The sequence below is a fragment of the Acinetobacter sp. YH12136 genome, from assembly GCF_013418545.1.
In the GTDB taxonomy this organism is placed as follows: Bacteria; Pseudomonadota; Gammaproteobacteria; order Pseudomonadales; family Moraxellaceae; genus Acinetobacter; species Acinetobacter towneri.
Window position 1 is genome coordinate 1 of record NZ_VPBV01000004.1, and the last position, 20,296, is coordinate 20,296.

Genomic DNA, 20,296 nt, shown 5'->3' on the forward strand with positions numbered 1-20,296 from the left:
AAACCGTAGCTATCCCAAAGCTTAAATTGGTGTTTTCCATACTGGACATATCCAGTGGCATATTTGATAGCCACCTTTTTAAAGGGAACCCATCCCAAAGAGCGCCTTGCTGATTTTTTATTGCTGACACGCCATTTCAGCTTTGCCTTTTTAAATTGCTTTCTTCGGGTGACTAATTCTTCAGTTACAGCCTGAATGGTTTGACTATGTAAATTACATTCTTTGGATGTGCCTTTCGTATATTTGGCAATATCAAAAGCAGAGAGAAATTCACCTTTCCGCTTCAAATGCCTAAACCCTAAATCATTGACATAATTCCAGACGAAGTTCACTTCTGATGCTAGTTGGTCTAACACCTTGCAATGTTTGTCTTTTATACGTAATTTAAGGGTTTTCATGTACTTATATTAACAATCAAAACTCAAGGAAAATAGTCCTTAGTTAAATCAAACGACACTTCATGTCGTGTCGCTTATATCTCTGACCTGAAGGACAGAGTTTTACGCTCCATTTGATAAAAAAGCCATGATCAACATGGCTTTCAATGTTCCTAACGCAGGATGATAAACAGATTATAAATAATCGCCTTCACGCTCTGGCTGATACAAAATCTTCTCAATTTTGACTTTCATCATATGACCATCGGGCTGTGGCCATTCAATTTCCTGACCTTCAGCTAAACCTAAAATGGCAGTCCCGACAGGTGCAACCACATTCACCTGCCCTTTCTCACCTTTAAAGTCATGCGGATAAACCAAGGTAATTTCAGTCGGTTCTTTTGCAGGTGCAATGGTAATCAATGCGCGGGCATTCATGCTCACCACATTATTCGGTACATCTTGTGGCGCAACCACTTCAGCACGTGCCAATTCATCTTCTAGATGTTGCATCGTTGGCGTCAATTTAGGTTGATGCTCAAGCATCGTTTCCAAACGGTGCAAATCTTGTTCTGAAATAATAATCTTTGGTCTAATCATTTACTTTTATTCCTGTCATTCCGACAATACTGTCATCATCAGCTTGCCTACAATCATATTCAATACGCTTAAGTTATAACAGAAATTCAGCTTATTGAACGAAAAATCAATTTTTTACATCCATAAAAAAAGCCCCCTTGAGGGGCTTTTCTCAAGGCTGTGCTTATTTTGCGTAAACTGGGAATTTCGCGCAAACAGCTTCAACTTTTGCTTTTACAGTATTAATTACAGCTTCGTCACCTTTGCTGTCAAGAATGTCTGCAATCCAACCTGCAAGATCACGTACTTCTGCTTCACCAAAACCACGTGTAGTTACCGCTGGAGTACCGATACGGATACCAGAAGTTACAAATGGAGAACGTGGATCGTTTGGTACAGAGTTTTTGTTTACAGTAATGTGCGCAGCACCTAACCATGCATCTGCATCTTTACCTGTAATATCTTGCTTGATTAAAGAAAGCAAGAACAAGTGGTTTTTCGTACCACCAGATACTACATCATAACCACGTTCAATAAGAACTTCAGCCATCGCTTGCGCATTTTTAACAACTTGTTGTTGATACGCTTTGTATTCAGGCGCCATTGCTTCTTTAAAGCAAATTGCTTTTGCTGCAACTGCGTGTACTAATGGACCACCTTGGTTACCAGGGAACACAGCAGATTGTAATTTTTTCTCGATCTCTTCGTTTGCTTTCGCAAGGATTAGACCAGAACGTGGGCCACGCAATGTTTTGTGAGTTGTCGTAGTCGTTACGTCAGCAATTTGCACAGGGTTTGGATAAACACCTGCAGCCACTAGACCTGCTACGTGTGCCATATCTACAAATAAATAAGCACCAATTTTGTCTGCGATGTCGCGGAAACGCTGCCAATCTACAATTTGGCTATACGCAGAGAAACCCGCAACAATCATGCGTGGTTTGTGTTCAAGCGCTAAACGCTCAACTTCTTCGTAATCAATTTCGCCAGTTTCTGGGTTTAAACCATATTGGATAGCGTTATATGTTTTACCTGAGAAGCTTACTTTTGCACCATGAGTCAAGTGACCACCATGTGCCAAGCTCATACCTAACACAGTGTCGCCTGGGTTAAGTAAAGCTAAGTAAACTGCAGAGTTTGCTTGTGAACCAGCGTGTGGTTGAACGTTAGCATAATCTGCACCAAAGAGTTCTTTAGCACGGTCAATCGCCAATTGTTCAATAATATCTACGTATTCGCAACCGCCGTAGTAGCGTTTGCCTGGGTAGCCTTCTGCATATTTATTGGTAAGTTTTGAACCTTGAGCTTCCATTACTGCAGGTGAGCAGTAGTTTTCAGAAGCAATTAACTCAATATGAGCTTCTTGGCGCGCATCTTCATTGGTGATCGCTTGAGCTAATTCTGGATCAAATTCGGCAATAGAAATATTGGCAAACATTAGCGAGGTCCTATTAATTTAGGGCTTTTAAGCCGTGCTAAGATTGGCGCGTATTGTAGCATAAAGTTTGTGAACTGAGAGAATGAACTTTGCTCAGTTTTACATAAAAATAGCTCATGTTTCAGATAAAACACGAGCTATTTTAGGTCAAATCAATCTTTATCGTAATTCAACAACTTATTGAATAGGCTTTAGTGATTGAACATCTTTGACAATCTCATCCATATTATTCACATACACAGTACCATGGTTCCATTTTTGCTCTACAGGTAAATCCTGATCAGTGACGTAATGAATTTTAGTTCCCATCCCTTGAGCTGACTGAACCAAGTAATCCGTGACTTGTTTCGGTACAGTTGGGTCAGCCGTTCCTTGATAAATAAATATAGGCGTACTGATTTTCACTTTTAATGGCTGTGAATCATTGGTTAAGAAATCTTTAACTTCAGGGATGGTCGTCATGAAATTTGGTTGAGTACGTGGATAACCATCCAATGTTCCATACGTCTTTACATGCGTTAGCATTGACTGAGCCATACTCTCACCTAATGCCTCATAACAGATAGACTCTGCCTGAGCAGCAAGTTGATCTGTTGGTCACACAAATATTTCAGAATATTGCAAGGTTGGAGCAGTATTTCTTAGCCCCGCAGCAATTAGAGCAGTAAACGTATCTAGTGGCACAAGTGTCTGTGCTTTCTTTATTACATCTGGCTCTTGAGCCGCTTTTTGTTCACCACCCGCCAATACCAACGCTAAATTTGATGCAGGTGCGATAGCTATGGCACCCTTATAATTTAACTGCGCCCGCGATGCATACTGTGCTGCACCTAAAGCCGCATGTCCACCCTGTGAATGTCCAACTACACTCCATCGCGTTTCTGCAGTATTACCCAAAAGCTTGCTTGCAGCGACAACAGCATCTGTAATCGAATAAGCTGCACTTTTTAAATTCAAGAATGGATGTAATTCTTTACCACTCGGTTCGCCTAAACCTTCGTAGTCGGGTGCAACAACGGCATAACCTGCTGCCAATAGTTTAGCAATGAAGTACTCATTTCCATTTAAACCTTGACGACTTGGTGCACACGCATCTGCCACGCCTGTTGTGCCATGTGCCCAAACTACAAGTGGCCATCCGCCCGTAGGTTTAACTGTTTGAGGGGTAAAAACAAGTGCAGTTGCTTGAGTTTCCTGTCCATTTACCCCTAACATTTTATATGTCATCAATGTTTTAGATGAACTCACTGCATTTAAAAGATTATTCGCATTTTCACCCTGATCCCGATAAAGCTCTGTTTTCACGACTGGGGCACTAAAATTATATTTCGGAATACCATCCTCAACAACCACAACACTCGTATCGTCATGATCATCATTACAGGCGGTTAAAAACAAACTGCTGCTGGCCAAAGCCACGCTTAACCATATTTTTTTCATTTGCTTACCCTTGTCTTCATATTCTTATTAATTGCATCCTTCGCAATCTTTATTTGTACGCTTTTTTATCGTATCAGGCAAGATTTCAACAATTAATATGCAAGTTTATTTTATTTAAAATTAAACACTTACGGAAAAAATAAGTAAATTGATCACATATACAAGTGCCTATTAAATTTCAATTCAATTTGTCATACGCAGCGGCTAATGTTAGATTGCATTTTTATTGAATGACGCAAGCGAATCAGGACATGCAGGCAATTATTCTCGACACTGAAACCCATACTTTAAATGGACAACCCATTGAGATTGCCTACGCCCCCATTCAAATTCAAGATGGCAAAATCAGTCTAGATAAAAGTCAAATTTTCGATCAGTTATATCAAGTCGATGAGCCAATTTCATTCGCAGCGATGGCGGTACATCATATTTTAGAATCAGATTTAATTGATCAACCGCATTACAGTAGTTTCGAATTACCTGCCGAAACCACCTATATTATTGGGCATAATATTGATTACGATATTCGCGCTTTAGAAAAATGTGGTGTGGATACTTCTAAAATTAAAGCCATTTGCACTTTAGCACTTGCACGTCGTGTATGGCCGAATGCTGAAGCACACAATATTTCAGCTTTAATTTATATGATTACCAAAGGCAGCGAAAAAGCGCGTGATATGATTAAAAAAGCGCATCGTGCCGATATGGATATTATTTTAACGGCCAATATTTTGATGCATGAAGTTCATCAACTACAAATTCAAAGTATTGAAGAACTCTATATCGCCTCAGAAGAAGCACGTATTCCACAAATTATCAATTTTGGTAAACATCGTGGTACGGCAATTGCCGACCTTCCTGCCGATTATGTGCAATGGTTATTAAGACAAGAAGATTTAGATCCTTACTTACGCAAGGCGCTCGAAAATACCAGCATTTTGACTTTATAAATGTTTCAAGTGAATCCTATTGCATTTACCTGTCATAAATTATTCATATTATTGTAATTTTCAAAGTCTATGCTTTGCCTTAATTTATTGGGGAAATAAATTAAGGCTCATGTTTAATTATCAAAAAACTCAACTCGGTCTAGATGCATTACAACAGCGCACACGTGATTTAAATGCACGTCAACGTCGTTTATTGGTACTGATTGGTACTGAAGATTTTGATTTACTCGGAGATCAGTTCAAGCAACGTCTTGCACCACCTGAATTGATTGAACAGCTATTAGATATGCACCTGATTGCCCCTGCTGCGCTTGAGCAAGACACTTTGCAACACCAAGAGCAAACGGCTAACATTCTGCTGCAACAAGGGCAAGAGGCATCATCTACCACTTTACACACAGAAATTCATAGCCAACTTGCAAGCAGCACCCCGCAAGCGCATGCTGAAAGTTTGGCAGAACCAATCCACACCCAACATCTTCAAGTAAATTCAGTTCCTGCATATTTAGAAGCACGTGTTGCAGCTGCCATCAATACAGAACAGCCCGCTGAACAACCTGAACCCCAAGCAGAAATACAGCCTGAAATTACCGCTTTGAGTTTTGAAGATGTAAAATTTCTCATGATGGATACTTTGCAGCGTCATTGTGGATTAATGGCAAAACAACTGATTCAGCGAATTTTACAAGCTCAGGATATTCGCAGCTTAAAACTCTGCCAAATGCAATGGATTACCTCTTTGCAAGAAACTCGTTTACCACCGAAAGCACTCAATCAGATTTTGCAGCAAATCAATCACTCCCTACAAAAGCTTAATCCGACTTAAAGCTTAGATTTTTTTACTTAGTTTTAAGTCTTTTTAACAATTAAAACCATGCTCAGGGATATATGGATTAATTTATTTTTATTACTTTTCAACACTTTAAAAACACATATAAATCCACATCTAAACCTTAGATTCATTATCCCTATAAAAGCTAAGACTTTAGCGGCATAGCCCCGACTCATAAAAATCAGCGATATAGTATTTTCCAGAATTGTTGAGGCACAGGGTCATGATGAATCATGCATTTTTTTTAGCGTTTGATGCTTATGACAATCCAATGCAACTCAGTAAAGTTGGCAATTGGGTGATTACCTTTTTAAGCCCAAAAGATCAGGAAAGCCAAATACAGTTAGCGATTACCAATGTGTTGCCGCGTCAAATTTCAGCACATTTACAACCGCGACGCATAGTGATTCAACAAAGTACAGATGCCCAGCTCTGGCAAATCTTGCAAATTGAATGTTTTGATAGTCAAACCAATCAAGAGTTGAGTTTTCAACCCGATGATGACATTGGGCAAGCGGTCATTCAAAAAATTATTCAAGAGTTTGATAAATACGATGTAAATATCCAACTTGTAGAAGATCAGACGGTTTAAAGCGATATGTTTTACACTTAATGAGCACTTTATTTACGTGTGCTTTAAAAATCCTGCGCACAAAAAAGCTCATCGAAATGAGCTTTTCTAAAAATAAAGTAGTCTCACAAATATTTACTCCAACACACGGAAAATACTATCAGACTCGCGGCTTTCAAACAAAAGTTCGATGCTTGGTAAAATCACTTCACCTTCCACAATAATGTGTTCAATTTTGTGAAATAGTGCCAAACCCGCTGCCAATGAAGTTTCTGGGATATTACGTAGCAATGCTTTTGCTTCGTAAATATGGCTAAACTGGTCTTTAACTTTAATATCGATGATTTGCGTCATTGTTGTTCCCTTTTTCTTGACGGAAATTTTTTATACCATAGCTTATAAATTTTTTAAAAAAGTGAGTTGTTAGATTGTTTGACAATGTAGTATTTTTTTAAACTAAATTTAAATTATCTAATAAATTCAAACACATATTTTTTAAAATTTTATTTACAACTTACAAAACCACAGTAAATTTGCTTGTTTTTCATTCTAGCACAGAAAAAACTCGCATTGCTGCGAGTTTTTTTATGTTGGAAGGCTAGTGCTGATTTTATTGTTTGAACAAGAGTTACAAACTCAACGAGCTGTCATTGATCCGTCCAACTGCATCGTAGCGTCTATTACATTGAATGACCTACTGTAGTTTTAATATAGTGAAACTTATTTTTTGCTGCAATAGCCCACTACATTTCAACACATTCACACAGCAAAATTTCAATTGATTTAATTTTCAGTTACGGCATAATTTTATGCGGTTAAAAGCTCCAGCTTTGCGATTAGCTTCTGCATAACTTGGCGATACTTTCAAATAATAAGAAGTCGACGATTATTCAATTAACTCAATTTCATAATCAACATCTTGCAGCATATCTTTATTGTATAGCTTTACCATTGCTGTTGCTTCAGCATAATCGTAGAACAAACCTTCTGCGACGGCTTTACTGCGAAATTCCGTGGTACCAATTTCATTATCATGCGGAACAAAATATAAGTTTTCTGGAATGAGTTTAACGATATAGCCCACGAGGCTGCCCTCAGATTTTTCAGTTTTAAAATATGTGAGTTTTATATGCTGAAAAACGTGATCAGGCTATGGCAAATAAGATCGAATGTTTATCTTAATTTTTTATATACTTTTCAACTATTTTTTATATTACAGTTCAATGCTTATATACTAATTTGGTGCGCTCAGCGGGCACTTTCCAAAATTTACGGTTTCCTTACTATTCCATATTTTTTCTTATTTTTCCTTTGTTTTTATAACTTTAAGTCTATCCAATCAATTCAATAGTTTAATGTTTCCTTATTATTCCCTATTATTCATTCTATATTGATTACGCCAAATTTACGCCACAACATTTTAAAGGAAAAATTATGGCCACCTTTAGACAAAGGGGTGATGCTTGGCGAGCTGAGATTAGTGTGAATGGTACTCGGGAAAGTGCGACATTCGACACTAAGACTCAGGCTCGCGCATGGGCATCTAAACGTGAAACTGAATTAAGAGAGTTATCACGCGGAAAGCTACCTGATTATACATTAAATTGTGCAATTGAAAGATACATTGCAGAAGTGTGCCCAAAGCACAAAGGTTGTGATTCTGAAATTAAACGATTCAAGGCATTTCAGAAAAACTTTCCTAAACTATGTAAGAAGCACATTGCCAAAATATCTACAGATGACTTTGTGGTGTGGCGTGATACTAGGCTAAAAACAGTCAAGCCTGCATCGGTTAGGCGTGAGGGGAATATACTGTCAGCTTTGTTTACAGTAGCACGCACAGAATGGAAATGGGTATATGAGTCACCTATGAGTGACTTAAAGATGCCTCCACCGCCCGCACACCGTGACAGACGAATCATAGAGGATGAAATTGATCGGCTTTGCCTTGCGGCTGACTTCAACAATCAGACACCCGAGAACTTTACTCAGCAAATTATAATTGCCTTTTTGCTTGCGCTTGAAACAGCAATGCGCGCTGGTGAGATACGCGGACTAACTTGGGATCGGGTTTATTTAAAGAATAGATATGTGACTTTGAATGAAACAAAGAATGGAACCAAACGACATGTGCCCCTGTCAAAGCGTGCTGTTGAACTACTTGAATTGATGAGGGGAATAGATAGCCATAATGTATTTACTGTGAAAGATGCCAGTTTCGATACGCTTTGGCGAAAGTTGCGGGATAAGTGTGAAATTGAAGATTTGCATTTCCATGATTCAAGGCATGAGGCATGCACCAGACTTGCTAGAAAGCTTGAAGTTTTAGACTTGGCTAGAATGATTGGTCACAAGGATTTACGCAGCTTGATGGTTTACTACAATGCTACTGCAAGCGAGATTGCAAACCGTTTGGATTAGTATTTATCCACATTTTAATAATTTAATGTATTCTAAAACAGCAAGCCCAAACACGCCTTGTTGCGTAGGGTTTGCACCAAAGCCCTCACTTGAGGGCTTCATTCTTAATAACGCTTACTATTAAATACCGACTTCGCAAAGTCAATAAAGGTAATTATGACTCTCGCCCATCGTTCCCAATTCTGACCAAGATCAGTGATAAATGATTTTACGAACGCCAGTACCCATGCTTTCTTGTCGGCACCAGATTCACGCTCTTTCTCGGCTGCATCCATAGCATTTGTGGCGGTTTGATAAATTTCACGCCCAACATCTACAGTGTCAACAAAATTAGAAAGCGCACCGGTAATAGTTAATGTGGTCATTATTTATATCCCCATGGTAATTGAAAGTGTGGGCCATCTTTAAAGGTTTTCCAGTCACCACCCCATTCAATCGGAATGTTGAGTTCTTTGGCTGCCTGCTTCATGGCTTTTTCGATCTGGTAGTAGTATTTCCAGTCCCATGTCACTGTGCCATTTACCCATGCGCCCAAGTCAACTGCGTGGCCTGTTAAATGCCGTGAATTTTTGGTTTGACTTGCACCCTGTTTTACAAGTTTGGCTTGTCTTGCTGCGGTGCGCATACCTTCGATTACAGTGAAATCGCATTCAGAGATTTGAATGGCTCGTTTGACCACTTTCACCAAATCAGGATGAACGCCCTGTAGATTTGTTAATGACCTTGATCCAAGTACGAAGTTTTTCTTCTGAGTTGGTAGCACACTTGCAAAGGCTTGGATCTGCGCTGAACTTGTAGATTGATGTAATTCAGGCTGTGCAATCTTTTTACCAATCCATGCTAGTGCTGGAATGATAATCCCGACAACCAAGGCATGATGTTGTTGTGGAATCACTTGAAAATCCAAAGCCCACTGCAATGCAGGAATTAGCACAAGCATTAAAAAAGCCCCCAATAGCGGGAGCTTTACGGATAAGTACTGAAGTGCACTTTCTTGGATTAATTTCATTTTTCCTCTCTCGTATTTCGCTCATATAGTTTGTTGCGGATTTCTTCAACCGTTCTTAAAAGCTGATCGGACTGCTTTTCAAGAACTTGGATGGATTGTCTGTTGGCCATGGTTTGAGTGTTTACCGTGTCTGTTTTGCTCGTCTGAGTATTCCAAGCGACTACAAATAGGCCAGCTAAGAAAATGCCACCAAAGCGCACAAGGTTGGTAATACTGTCAATCTTGGTTTTACTCTCATGCAGCACCCTGATCTGTGAATCCACTTCCTTAAACTTTGGATCAACTTCATTTCTGAGCTGCTTAATCTCACTTTTGAAGTTTGACTTTGCTTGGTCTAAATCTTCTTGAAGATTGTCACGAGTCTGAGTTAAGTCATTTCGTGTCTGTTGATGCTCCTTATTGAGCTGCTCCAGCTGCATGTTCATACGGTCGAGCTTTTGGGGCATTTCAGCGAGCTTATCCATGTTTTTGGATATGTCGTTGATCTTGTCTGAGATAACAATGAGCTGCCCTGCTGTTGCTATCGGTGGATCAGTTGTGTAGTCATTCGACATTGCGCCCCCTAAATTTTGGTAATAAAAACCCCGATCTTTAATGAGATCAGGGTTGGTGGTGGTTTGTTGGGTGTTATTTACGCGCAATAAAAACCCCTTTCGATGGGTTTTTAAAACTAATCTATTTTATTAATATCTAGCCAAAGCTACATTCACCATTGACATAGTATCCGCATTGCGATCAACAGTATTTGCAGAGTGCAGCACTACTGTCACCAACTTCTGCAAGTCTGGCAGCTGATGAACAGCAACCAAGTTAGTCAAAGTAGCTGAGCCAGTTTTACCGCCAATTGTGTAATCATTCTCAAGAAGCGTATTAGAGTTAGTCACTACGATAGCTCTAGGATTTGACCCAAAAACGTCTAATGTGTATCTCTTTGTGTTCCACACTTTATTTAAGAATGAATACTTGAGTGCGTAGTTGCCTTTTTTGAGTAGGTCGATAACAGTTGATTTGTCAGCCCCGTTTCCATCTGGGGTAGCATACAATGTATCCGTCATCCCAATTTCAGCAGCTTTTAAGTTCATTTGAGTTACCCATCGAGCTACAGCCTGAGTGTCTGTACCGCCAACCACACCATCTTTAATGAGTAACTTGTGTCCAAATGTACGAGCAATCATCCGAGCACTTACGTTTGAGGATGGAAGCATCAAGTTATATAAAGCATCTCGCAGATAAATCTGATCCCCCACATCAAGGTTTGCACCTGACCCTATTGCAGGATCGAACTCAGTTCTAGTTAGAACTTCATTCAAACTTGGCTGCATATCCATTAAGACCATAAAAGTCATAATCTTAGTGGTGGAGTAGATCTGAAGTTGCATATCTGGATTGAACGCATAGAGCACATCTCGACTCATATATGAACCATCATCAGAGGCTATCATACAACCTACAGCAAGACTCGAAGCTAATGTGATTCCGCTAATTGCTGTATGCTTAACAGGTTTTCTTGATAATTCGTAAGGAGAAATTAGATATTTATCAGGTGCTTTGTACGGCCTAACTAACCACTGGTGTAGCTGATCTATTGCGTTATCAGACAGAATATCCTTATGAGCAACTATACGACCTATTTTAACTAGCGATTTTGTACTTGAAACTAATTCTGGGAAAATAACGGATTCACCGTTATAGATCGTAGACGTGAATGTATCTACTAGTTTACCGTTCGCTAGAAACTTAGAGGCTTTTGAACCGTCACCAATTTGCAGAATAAGAGTATTCCATCCTTTTAATAATTGACCTTTCTTAACAGAGCCATTAAACCCCAAACCGTCGGTCACACCACCTAAGAAAACACACAATGAGTCTTTCTCGTAAGTGAGCGCAGACCCATTGAAATAACAGTTTGCTGCAATCTGTAGTCGCCCAGTTTGTCCTGCTGATGTCTGAGAAAAAATACTATGAATCGCTGAATTATCATCATGATAAAAAGCAATAGCCAACGTCTGATTTACGCCAGTAAGCAAATTAGCAGTTGTTTTGTACCGACACGACAACGCTGTTGATGCGATAGAGGTTAGAGCAGCACCGCCACCTACTGTTGATAAAACTGCTGTAGGCGATGAAAATCCTGCGTATGGCTGAACTTGAGTTAAATTACTCGCGGAATATGCGATTTTTATAGGGGCATTTAACGTAGTAGAGTCAACGGAAGAAATATCATTAAAGTCAAACAGTGTTGTTTTTGCTTTATCTAAAACCCCAAAAATTCCACCATCGTTATAATCTAAACGCACCCATTCTGACCATGTACCTGTGCCAGTGTTATCTCGATAAGTGCAAATCCATGTCTGGCGGTTTACTGATGTAAAGCGAATTGTTTTTGCAGACCAGTCGTCATTTGCAAAAACCTCGATAGTTCCTTGAGCGCCCTCATACGGATAACCGTTTGCAATCGTTCCACCGTTAGAAGTCATGGATAAAATTACACTACGCTGCAAACTTAGGGCTAATGTTTTTATGTTTGTGGACGATGGTAGGAAGCGATTGGTTTTGGGAGTGTCCCACGATGACCAAACACCTGAAGCAGTGTTGCGGGTTAAAATCAACCCTGAAGCTAATGATAATTGTTGGTAGACCGCAGCATCATTACCATTTCGCGTCACTTCTAGATAGCCTGTCTGCCCTATAGCCTCTTGTGGAAATCCTTTTGCAATGGTTGCATCGGAATAAAATCTTAGCGTAAAACGCCCATCTCTAGTGTAATCATCTAAATGGCGCGTGTTATCGTAACCACGCGTTATTGCTGGTATTTCCCAATCAGACCATACCCCCTCGAATTTACGTCTAACCAAAATAAGTCGATCAACAATAGTGATTTTTTGAACAACCGTACTGTCCTCACCATTTCTATAAATATCAATAATAGCTAATCGATCTACAGCTTCAAGCGGAAATCCTTTTGCAAGGGTTGCATCAGCATTAAAACGAACACTTACACGACCCTCTTTGTCGTATGTATCCAAATGGCGCGTGTTATCGTATGCCTGTGAACGTGCATATGTATCTGTGTAAGCTTTCGCCTGAGCTAGCGGATCATAAGCACTCTTGGTTAGGGTTGTACCGTTCCAAAAATTCTGCCCCTGATTCGGACCCGCTTCGCCAATATTAATAACGGTGTGCGCTGGAATAGTTGCTTTAACTGCTTCAAACTCTGCAAGCGTGTTAAAGCCTTTTGTGCCGCTATTTTTATCATATTCACGCGCAATCTGAGGGATTGTTTTATATGAATTGCCATAACGCGGATTAACAACACCCAGCTCATTAACCGCCTTGCCAAGATTATCCACATCAATATCGGCATTAATTAACTTTTCTCTCGTAACTGGTTGATCAGCCATGTTTCTCTCCGGCATTAAAAAAACCACCCGAAGGTGGCTGTTAAATCAAATTGTTTATATGATCTTTGTCGTTGCTGTAGTAGCGTCTATCGTATTTGATTGCGGTTATTCCGGTTTCAAAAGTTCCGCTTGGTGATTTTTCCTGAATCAAATAGGCTTCGCTTTCCCGACTGCTTGCTTTGGTGATGCTATAGGTGGCATTCACCACTTTGTCTATAACTAGCGGCATGAGCGGTATTCGCGCCAACCGCACCTGATTTTTATCAAGTTGATTAACAATATTAATAACATCAACTGATCCGTCCTTTAACTGAAGGTGAATTACATAACTTTCACCTTCCTTAAGATTGACATCATTATCTAAAGTTAAGACTGTATTGTTTTGTGCCTCAACCTCACCGCTGCCGAGCATCTTAAAAACATCATCAACGATAGCAATGCGGTCATTGCGCGTCACCAGATCAGCTTCACCGTATGCAGTAAATTCAATGGTTTTACGATTGAACTGCATCTTGTTCCAAGCTCGATGTGCTAAAAAATGCGCCTGAATTGCATTAGTCACACCATTACTTTCAATAGTTTTGTAATTAGCTAAGCCATCGTGTGGCAGCTTAATCACTGCTTCAGCATAATCATCAGCTGCATCACGCCACTTAAATTCAATACCTTCATATTCATCTGGCGCCCCAAACAGATTGGTTTTGGTTAGGCTTTCCGGCTTAATATTTCGGTGGTTGAACAAAATCAAAGAGTTTGGTGTTTCTTTCTCAAAGGTGAAAAAGTGTTTTCCATTTTCCCGGCGTGCGGTACAGAAAACCGCTTCGGCAACAGCAAAGGCCATCTCTTGATAACTGCTGTTCTTGTTGTCGAAAGTGTAATTAAACTCACATGCTTTTTGTGTACCGAAATAAGCTTCTATTTCATCTGATAGTTCATACAACGACTGAACATCAATTTCAGATATACCAAAACGGCCAATGAATGGATCGAGGGCCATGTTGATAATGATGTCTGCAAAGTTACTGGTCGGGATGCGCTCGGTTGACTGGATACCATCACGATATGAATAAAGCTTTCGGGTTACTGGCAGATTAAGTTCTGATGCATTAGTCCCTGATCCAATGGCAAGGCGTTTTAACCTGATCGTGGTGTCATGCTCATAAGCCAACTTTTTCGTTTCATAGAAACTATAAGCACTTTCAAACACTACATCATCAATCAGATTTGCGCTGCTGCCATTATCGTTAATACGCTTGGCACGGAAACGGAATTGACCGGTAAACGGCAATGTCTCACGTACGGTTGCACCCACCTGATCACGGTTGTTGGCCTTGCCCTGCATCACCACGCCAGATGAGTAGATTTCACCAGTCGGCACACCATCAACAACTTGCTGATATTGAACCTCAACCGCCACCTGCTTGGCTTGATCTCCCTGATAAATACCGTTGGCTGCCAGGAAGTTCAGCAACATGCCTTCTGTGTCTTTATTTCCAGCGTAGTACCAGCCGACATAGTTTTCATCCGTGCCCTTAAAAGTCACGCCTCGCCCAAACATATCTGCGATTTGTTGCGCTGTTAAGGTTGGCAAAAGCAGCCAATCAGGATTTACCGAAGATGGACTGACTAGTGTGATTTCATTTGTAGAAACCGACGAGATGGTATATGTGCCGCTTAGGTCGATATTCTCATCATGGTCAGTTAAAACAGCAGATAAAATACCAGTGCCGTCCGCTGACATTCGGCTAAAGTTGATATTAACTTCTTGATAGCCTGAATCAAGCGTAACTTCATAAAACCATGCGCCAGTTGAGCCTGTTTTCACAATGTTAGAAACAGAGTATTCGCCAGCCAAACTAAGTTGGCCTTCAACCAAATCATCAACTGTGAGCGAAGATATGCGAATCTTTTTATATTTCTCAGGATCAATAATATTTGTCGCTGAAGCAATAGTGAGTACGCCGGTAGCATCAACATCAGTTGTTCCAGAGATATTGATATTCGGTGCTGAGCCATAGATCGCATTTTCAATAATGATTTGCTCACCACTGACAAAGTGGTCACTGAAATTGGCGTAAACTGGTCGTGGTGTCACAGTCCATCTAATTGGTCCAAAAAAGTTGTAACTGATGTCATTTTCAAAACGCTGAACGTCACTTGAAACAGTGATTTTATTGTCAGAGAAGCTTGTGTTTTTATAAGTTAGCATTGCCGAGTTTGGCGAAATCAACTTCTGTTTGCCATCAACCGAACTCACCTGCTTGGCTACAATTGGCGGATCAGTAAATGCTTCGCCAATCTGAATCTGTGCAGTACCAGTGGTTAGTGTATTTGGCTCATAAACACTTAAACTCGCCCCCTCAATCGTATTGATTGGGGTTTCACCTTCTTTAATTTGATCTGGATCAATCTCAAAGTATCCAGTGCCAATCGAAAGTAATGCTTCTTCTACTTGAACATTGTCTGCGTAGTAGCGGTACAGAGGTGCAATCAGGTCGGGGATGGATTTTACATTCCCGTAAATATCGGGAGCGCGCTCACTGGTGCGGTGCTTGTTCTGGCGTGAAGCTAAACTATTGTTGCCTGAACCTGATGCCTGCTGATCAGGAATTTCAGGCATGTTCATGTATGTGTAAATTGCCAGTGCTGCGGACAGTACGGTCACCACGACCAAGAAAATGGTAAGAGGCTCCCCCGCATGACAAAGCACAAAATAATCACCATCCGCATGCAGCAACTGAAGCGCTTCTTCTTTGGTTTTTGGCGTTACATCGTTTTGGGCACAAATGCTGTCTTTATAAAGTCGAGCTTCTGGGTATTCTTCCCGAATATTTAGCCAGTCTTTAAGTAGGCAATCATACTCTTTTTCACTATATTCAGTCGGATCAAGCTCATTGGGATAAATACGAAGCTTCATAAAATCTAAACCTTGAATAAGCACGGTCTAAAGACCGAAGTTCCTGAAAATGCACACCAATTTCAGATAGGTGTAAAACCCGACCACAATAAAAAAGCCCCACATGGGAGCTATTTAAAAGATTTGTCATCAAGACAATGCAGCCATCTTTAGGTCTCTCGATCCTTTTGTTTTTGATTGTGGTGTCACGCGAAGTTTGGATGCTTTGCTTTAAATCACCTGTTAGACCTATAAAGCTGGGCGAATAATCTTTTTCAAAGAGATACTGTGCTGCTTCAATCAGAAAGTGAACACAATGGTATTCTTTAGGGTTATATTGCCGATCAAGCAAAGCATCAATACTTTTCATATCAACCCTCTCAAATCTGGGTAGTCCTTAAAGTTATAGGTCCGACCTGTCTTGACACTGTTTTTCCCAGACGTTGCTGCTTCAAAGGTGGTGGCTTGGTGATCTTGATTCATTTGTGCCACATGCAGACCGCGAATCAACTCAATCGGTGTTGGCTTGGTTAAAACCATTGATGCAGCATCAAAAGCAAACGAGCGATAAATTACCTGTGGCTTTTCGTCACTCGATGCATCTTCAATCAGCTTAATCAACGGTGGCACTACTTCACCCAAATCGCCCACTGTGATTTTCAGAGATTGATCTAGGTCATCAGAAGTATTGCCGCGCTGAATCATCACCGGGATAAATTCAAACGTGGCTGACTGGCCGTTTTCTAGTGTGACAGACACACCATCTGGGTGATTGGTCACAAGGCGAATCGGATTGGGCCAGAGTGAATGACTGATTTCTAGTGTTTCCAGTAAAACCACGCTGGCTACACTATCCAGATGAAAGTCTTTAATGTCATCGACTGTAATCATAAAACCCCCAAAGCATCTGGTAAACTTTCGTTCACTAACTCCTCAAGCAAATTCAGCATCTCAAGCGGACTGCCAGACTCCCAAATCGCAACAATGCTCTCATCAAATGCTAAATCACCATTGTTCAATGGCTTGCATCGCACCTGAAAAGATACTGAATAAGTCACACCGCTACGCTCACCGACTGACAGAGAATCAGCGACGAACTGACAGGTGTGGTCTTGCGCTTCGTCTGAATCTGTAATCAGTCGCCATAAAAATGGCTTTGGATTGAGCGTATGCAATCGCCAAAATGCCCAGAAATACTGTGCATGAGTTTTGGTTTTAAGTAGTACAGACACATTCACCACATGCACGTTATTTACAAACATTCTTCGTTGACGGGCGAACCCGCCAAGAAGTTGCTGCTCTAACATGTTGTTGCCAGGTGAAAAGGAATACCCGGCTTGTAACGGGCATAATGCAAAACTGTTCACTATCGTTTAACTCCCGCTGTGGTGTTGCGCTGGACCTGCTTAGATTCATACGAGTTAGGATTGCTTAGGTTCCCCCAAGACCGCTTAATTTGCTTCTCAACAATATCAATCGTCACCGCACCATCAGCGCCTCGACTTTGTTCAGCTGTGTAGCCTGGTGGGACATTGATATTAATTTGAGGGCCATTGCTGTTTTGATTAGCAATGAAGTCCTTCAAATCACTATTCGTCCGACTATCAACAACACGTTCACCTTTATCCAAAAGCCATGTGCCTTCTTTCGGAATATTGTCGATACCGTCGTGGGCCATGCCTGCAATGGTTTGACCGGCAATAATACCCGCACTCATATATCCATTAACTTTAATCAGTGATGAGAGTGGCACACCTGCAACAGGTCCCAAGCCGATAGGAGGCGGAGCTAATGCTGCCGCAGATGCAACATTGGCGTAAATAATTGCTTGAGCTGCGGCCATGGCTTGCTGGACTAGAAACATCGCCTTAAATGCGCCAGACTGCTCACCCTGACTATCTTTGACCATTTGGGTCATGTTGCCCCAAATCGAACTGACTTGAGATAGCATGTCACCATACAAGTTCATTTTGTTGTTGTATTGCTGAAACTCTAACTCCCACTCTTGGCTTGCATACTCTTCCGTTAGAGCTTTTTTAGCGTCCAGATAGGTTTTATACGCATCATTGAGTCGAGCATATTTTTCTGTTTCACTTAAAAACTCATCATCTTCAATAGCTGCACGAGCAGAATAAAGACTATCAGCAAGCTGTGAATAACCATCTTGCTGGTTGTTATTAATGCTCCATTGGTCATACTGGCTGGAACTTAGAGATGCTTTTGCTCTAGCATTTACACCAATACCCACCATATCGCTGATCGAATTGTTTATTGCGCTGAATGCGGCTTGCTTTTTTGCATCCTGAGCTTTCTTAAACTCCTCGACATCCTTTTGATATGCGAGCTGCTGAAGTTTTAAATACTTCTCACGGCTAGGATCATTTTCAGCAAAAGCGTCTTTGATTTCTTGGATAGAAACGGCATGTTCAAGTTCCATCCTCTCCTGTTCATTCAAGTATTTCAGAACAATTGATTGCTGAGACTTGTAAACCGCATCCACATATTGAATAGCATCACTTGCTGTAGTGCCTACACCTTTTAAGGCTGCATCCATATAACTAAGAACATTTTTTACATATTCTCGATTGATTGGACCTAAGCCAGTGCCACGCTCAACATTACCCTCACCTGCATGATAGGCTGAAATTGCTTTTTCCCAACTTCCAAATTTTTGATATAAGAACTGGAAGTATTTTGCTGCTGCTTCTGCTGATTTTCCTGTATCAAAAACAGCATTACCAATAAGGCCAAAGCGCTTTGCAGTTCCATCAAGGAACTGGAATCCGCCTTTTGCCTGACCGTATTTGGTCATGGGGCCTATGGCGTTTGCATTACCACGACTTTCCTGCATGTTGATTGCTGACAAAAGACCTTTTGGTAACTGGTATTGGTCCTCAATTCCAGCAAAATTATATTTGGCTGCATTCGCTTGAACTCGCGCGTTCACCTGAAGCTGATTGTTCAGCTTTTCAGTGGCTTTAGCAGCCTTCTCCTTGGCTTTGGCGTTTTCATCAGCCTCTTTGGTATTGGTTTTTAGTCCAGTTGCGGATTGCTTTGTTGCTTCTGCAATTGCAAGGTTGGCTTCCGTTAATTTGTCTGTTTTTGCGGTTGCTGAATCAAGAATACCGCCCACACCATCCATTGCGCTTTGAATCGCGCTTGCGCCACTAACAAAGGTGTCAACCGCAATCGTTCCAGCATCTTGCAATCCGCTCCATGTAGCCTTTGCCTTGTTGACCACACCATCCGCATTCCAGACATTCATTGCAGTTTTTGCGACATTTTTTGCCTGATCAATAAATCCAGCAATAACTTTAATCATCACCTCAATAGATGCTGCCACCCCGATAATGACAACACCAACACCTTTTGCAATTACACCAACAGATTGAATAATCCCACCAAACTGACCGCCCTTGGTTGCGCTGTCAATAAAATGACTCACAAGGCTGTTTAAGGCTGGCATCATCTGAGTTGCCAGCTGGCCTTTCAACCCATCAAAGCGCATCCGCACCGATTCAGTCTGTGCGGCCAGTAGTTTTGACTGCTCCAGCGCTTCTTTTGACTTGATTACGCCAGCTTCTTTTAGCGCATCACCGTACTTATTCAAAAGGTCGCCATTTGCTGCAAATAGCGGGGCTAGGTTGCCGAGGTCTGAAGCCAAGCTTTCAAATACAAACCGACGTTCTTGTGATGTAACACCAAGCTCGTCCATTTTATCATTCAGCATCTGAATGGCTTGCACACCATCCTTACCTTGTAGCGTTTTACCAAATGCCTTGATCTGGTCATCAGTCATTTTGGTATTGTTTTTTAATGCATCAAAGAAATCAGCAGCACCACCGCCCTTGGTCGCACTAAATTCACCTAACTTTTCCTGAACATCAGCAAGGATGCTTCCAAGTTGGTCTTGCGTTACACCCAAACCAGATGCAGCGTGCTGAAGAATCTGAAAGTTTTCAGCACTGGTATTGGCTCGGTTTGCCAAGACTAAAAGTTGCGCATCTGCCTTAGCAGTCTCGATTGCTAATTTTGATAAAGCACCAAATGCAACCGCAATACCGCCAACAGCCATGCCTGCAAAGGCTGCGCCCGCGACCACCGCCCCGCCTTTTAGTGAGCCAATTTTGGCGCTAAACGAATCAACAATTGAACCGATCTGGGTGCCACCCAAAGCATCAGCAACTTGGGACTTAAACCCACCAAAAGCCTTACCCATTTTCTCTGTAGTGTCTTTGGTTTTGCGCTCTGCTTGCGTCATTCCTTGCTCAAATGACGAAAGTTTTACTGCTAAATCTAGGGTCAACCGACCAAGGGATGCTGCCGCCATAACTTTTCCTCAGGCAATAAAAAAGCGCCCTTTCGGACGCTCTAGAATCATT

Annotated in this window: 17 protein-coding genes and 2 pseudogenes; 4 read left to right on the forward strand and 15 right to left on the reverse strand. The window is 41.1% G+C overall.

The genetic code is table 11. The features are described from left to right. The 4 genes and pseudogenes from FTU71_RS02745 to FTU71_RS02760 all read right to left on the reverse strand — a co-directional run. Nucleotides 1–398, reverse strand: a pseudogene (locus tag FTU71_RS02745) (RNA-guided endonuclease TnpB family protein); the annotation flags it as partial. Between the two features lie 174 nt (nt 399–572). Beyond that, nucleotides 573–977, reverse strand: coding sequence for a nucleoside diphosphate kinase regulator (gene rnk, locus FTU71_RS02750; protein ID WP_004972920.1), 405 nt, complete (start codon nt 975–977; stop codon nt 573–575). Nucleotides 978–1,140: 163 nt separating this feature from the next. Then, nucleotides 1,141–2,394, reverse strand: coding sequence for a serine hydroxymethyltransferase (gene glyA, locus FTU71_RS02755; protein ID WP_178318923.1), 1,254 nt, complete (start codon nt 2,392–2,394; stop codon nt 1,141–1,143). 177 nt (nt 2,395–2,571) lie between these two features. After that, nucleotides 2,572–3,834, reverse strand: a pseudogene (locus FTU71_RS02760) (alpha/beta fold hydrolase). Nucleotides 3,835–4,085: 251 nt separating this feature from the next. Here FTU71_RS02760 and FTU71_RS02765 point away from each other — a divergent pair. The 3 genes from FTU71_RS02765 to FTU71_RS02775 all read left to right on the forward strand — a co-directional run bounded on the left by FTU71_RS02765 (nt 4,086) and on the right by FTU71_RS02775 (nt 6,208). Next, a complete protein-coding gene (locus FTU71_RS02765) occupies nt 4,086–4,784 on the forward strand; it encodes an exonuclease domain-containing protein (RefSeq protein WP_179994499.1) in 699 nt (232 codons plus the stop codon). Nucleotides 4,785–4,893: 109 nt separating this feature from the next. Further along, the gene (locus FTU71_RS02770; RefSeq protein WP_180111265.1) at nt 4,894–5,610 is read left to right on the forward strand and encodes a hypothetical protein; all 717 of its coding nucleotides are present in this window, start codon (nt 4,894–4,896) and stop codon (nt 5,608–5,610) included. Between the two features lie 229 nt (nt 5,611–5,839). Then, nucleotides 5,840–6,208, forward strand: a complete 369-nt coding sequence (locus tag FTU71_RS02775) for a hypothetical protein (RefSeq protein ID WP_371971679.1) — start codon at nt 5,840–5,842, stop codon at nt 6,206–6,208. A gap of 114 nt (nt 6,209–6,322) precedes the next feature. On the opposite strand, the gene FTU71_RS02780 is transcribed toward FTU71_RS02775, so the two are convergent. Both FTU71_RS02780 and FTU71_RS02785 read right to left on the reverse strand, forming a co-directional pair. Further along, nucleotides 6,323–6,541 (reverse strand): hypothetical protein, encoded by a 219-nt coding sequence (locus FTU71_RS02780; RefSeq protein ID WP_004972907.1) that lies wholly within the window; start codon nt 6,539–6,541, stop codon nt 6,323–6,325. A gap of 532 nt (nt 6,542–7,073) precedes the next feature. After that, nucleotides 7,074–7,271 carry a hypothetical protein gene (locus FTU71_RS02785; RefSeq protein WP_004972905.1) on the reverse strand — a complete coding sequence of 66 codons (198 nt, stop codon included), beginning with the start codon at nt 7,269–7,271 and terminating at the stop codon, nt 7,074–7,076. Between the two features lie 350 nt (nt 7,272–7,621). On the opposite strand from FTU71_RS02785, the gene FTU71_RS02790 reads away from it, so the two are divergent. Beyond that, nucleotides 7,622–8,608, forward strand: coding sequence for a site-specific integrase (locus FTU71_RS02790; protein ID WP_180111267.1), 987 nt, complete (start codon nt 7,622–7,624; stop codon nt 8,606–8,608). A 104-nt stretch (nt 8,609–8,712) separates the two neighbouring features. On the opposite strand, the gene FTU71_RS02795 is transcribed toward FTU71_RS02790, so the two are convergent. From FTU71_RS02795 to FTU71_RS02835, 9 genes are all read right to left on the reverse strand, one after another. After that, the gene (locus FTU71_RS02795) at nt 8,713–8,973 is read right to left on the reverse strand and encodes a hypothetical protein (RefSeq protein WP_180111268.1); all 261 of its coding nucleotides are present in this window, start codon (nt 8,971–8,973) and stop codon (nt 8,713–8,715) included. Continuing rightward, nucleotides 8,973–9,548 (reverse strand): M15 family metallopeptidase, encoded by a 576-nt coding sequence (locus tag FTU71_RS14685; RefSeq protein WP_180111270.1) that lies wholly within the window; start codon nt 9,546–9,548, stop codon nt 8,973–8,975. Before FTU71_RS14685 ends, FTU71_RS02795 begins: the two co-directional genes overlap by 1 nt. A gap of 65 nt (nt 9,549–9,613) precedes the next feature. After that, a complete protein-coding gene (locus FTU71_RS02805; protein WP_180111440.1) occupies nt 9,614–10,171 on the reverse strand; it encodes a hypothetical protein in 558 nt (185 codons plus the stop codon). 129 nt (nt 10,172–10,300) lie between these two features. Further along, nucleotides 10,301–13,018: a hypothetical protein gene (locus tag FTU71_RS02810; RefSeq protein ID WP_180111272.1), complete on the reverse strand. Its 2,718-nt coding sequence runs from the start codon at nt 13,016–13,018 to the stop codon at nt 10,301–10,303. A gap of 40 nt (nt 13,019–13,058) precedes the next feature. Next, nucleotides 13,059–15,935 carry a host specificity factor TipJ family phage tail protein gene (locus FTU71_RS02815; RefSeq protein ID WP_180111274.1) on the reverse strand — a complete coding sequence of 959 codons (2,877 nt, stop codon included), beginning with the start codon at nt 15,933–15,935 and terminating at the stop codon, nt 13,059–13,061. After that, a complete protein-coding gene (locus FTU71_RS02820; RefSeq protein WP_180111276.1) occupies nt 15,910–16,284 on the reverse strand; it encodes a hypothetical protein in 375 nt (124 codons plus the stop codon). The genes FTU71_RS02815 and FTU71_RS02820 overlap by 26 nt, the downstream gene beginning before the upstream one ends. Beyond that, entirely contained in the window at nt 16,281–16,805 is a 525-nt protein-coding gene (locus tag FTU71_RS02825; protein WP_180111278.1) for a DUF1833 family protein, read from the reverse strand. The genes FTU71_RS02820 and FTU71_RS02825 overlap by 4 nt, the downstream gene beginning before the upstream one ends. Then, a complete protein-coding gene (locus FTU71_RS02830) occupies nt 16,802–17,281 on the reverse strand; it encodes a hypothetical protein (protein ID WP_373684926.1) in 480 nt (159 codons plus the stop codon). Before FTU71_RS02830 ends, FTU71_RS02825 begins: the two co-directional genes overlap by 4 nt. Further along, complete coding sequence (locus FTU71_RS02835; RefSeq protein WP_180111281.1) at nt 17,281–20,244, reverse strand: transglycosylase SLT domain-containing protein; 2,964 nt, start codon at nt 20,242–20,244, stop codon at nt 17,281–17,283. The genes FTU71_RS02830 and FTU71_RS02835 overlap by 1 nt, the downstream gene beginning before the upstream one ends. Nucleotides 20,245–20,296: the final 52 nt, after the last annotated feature.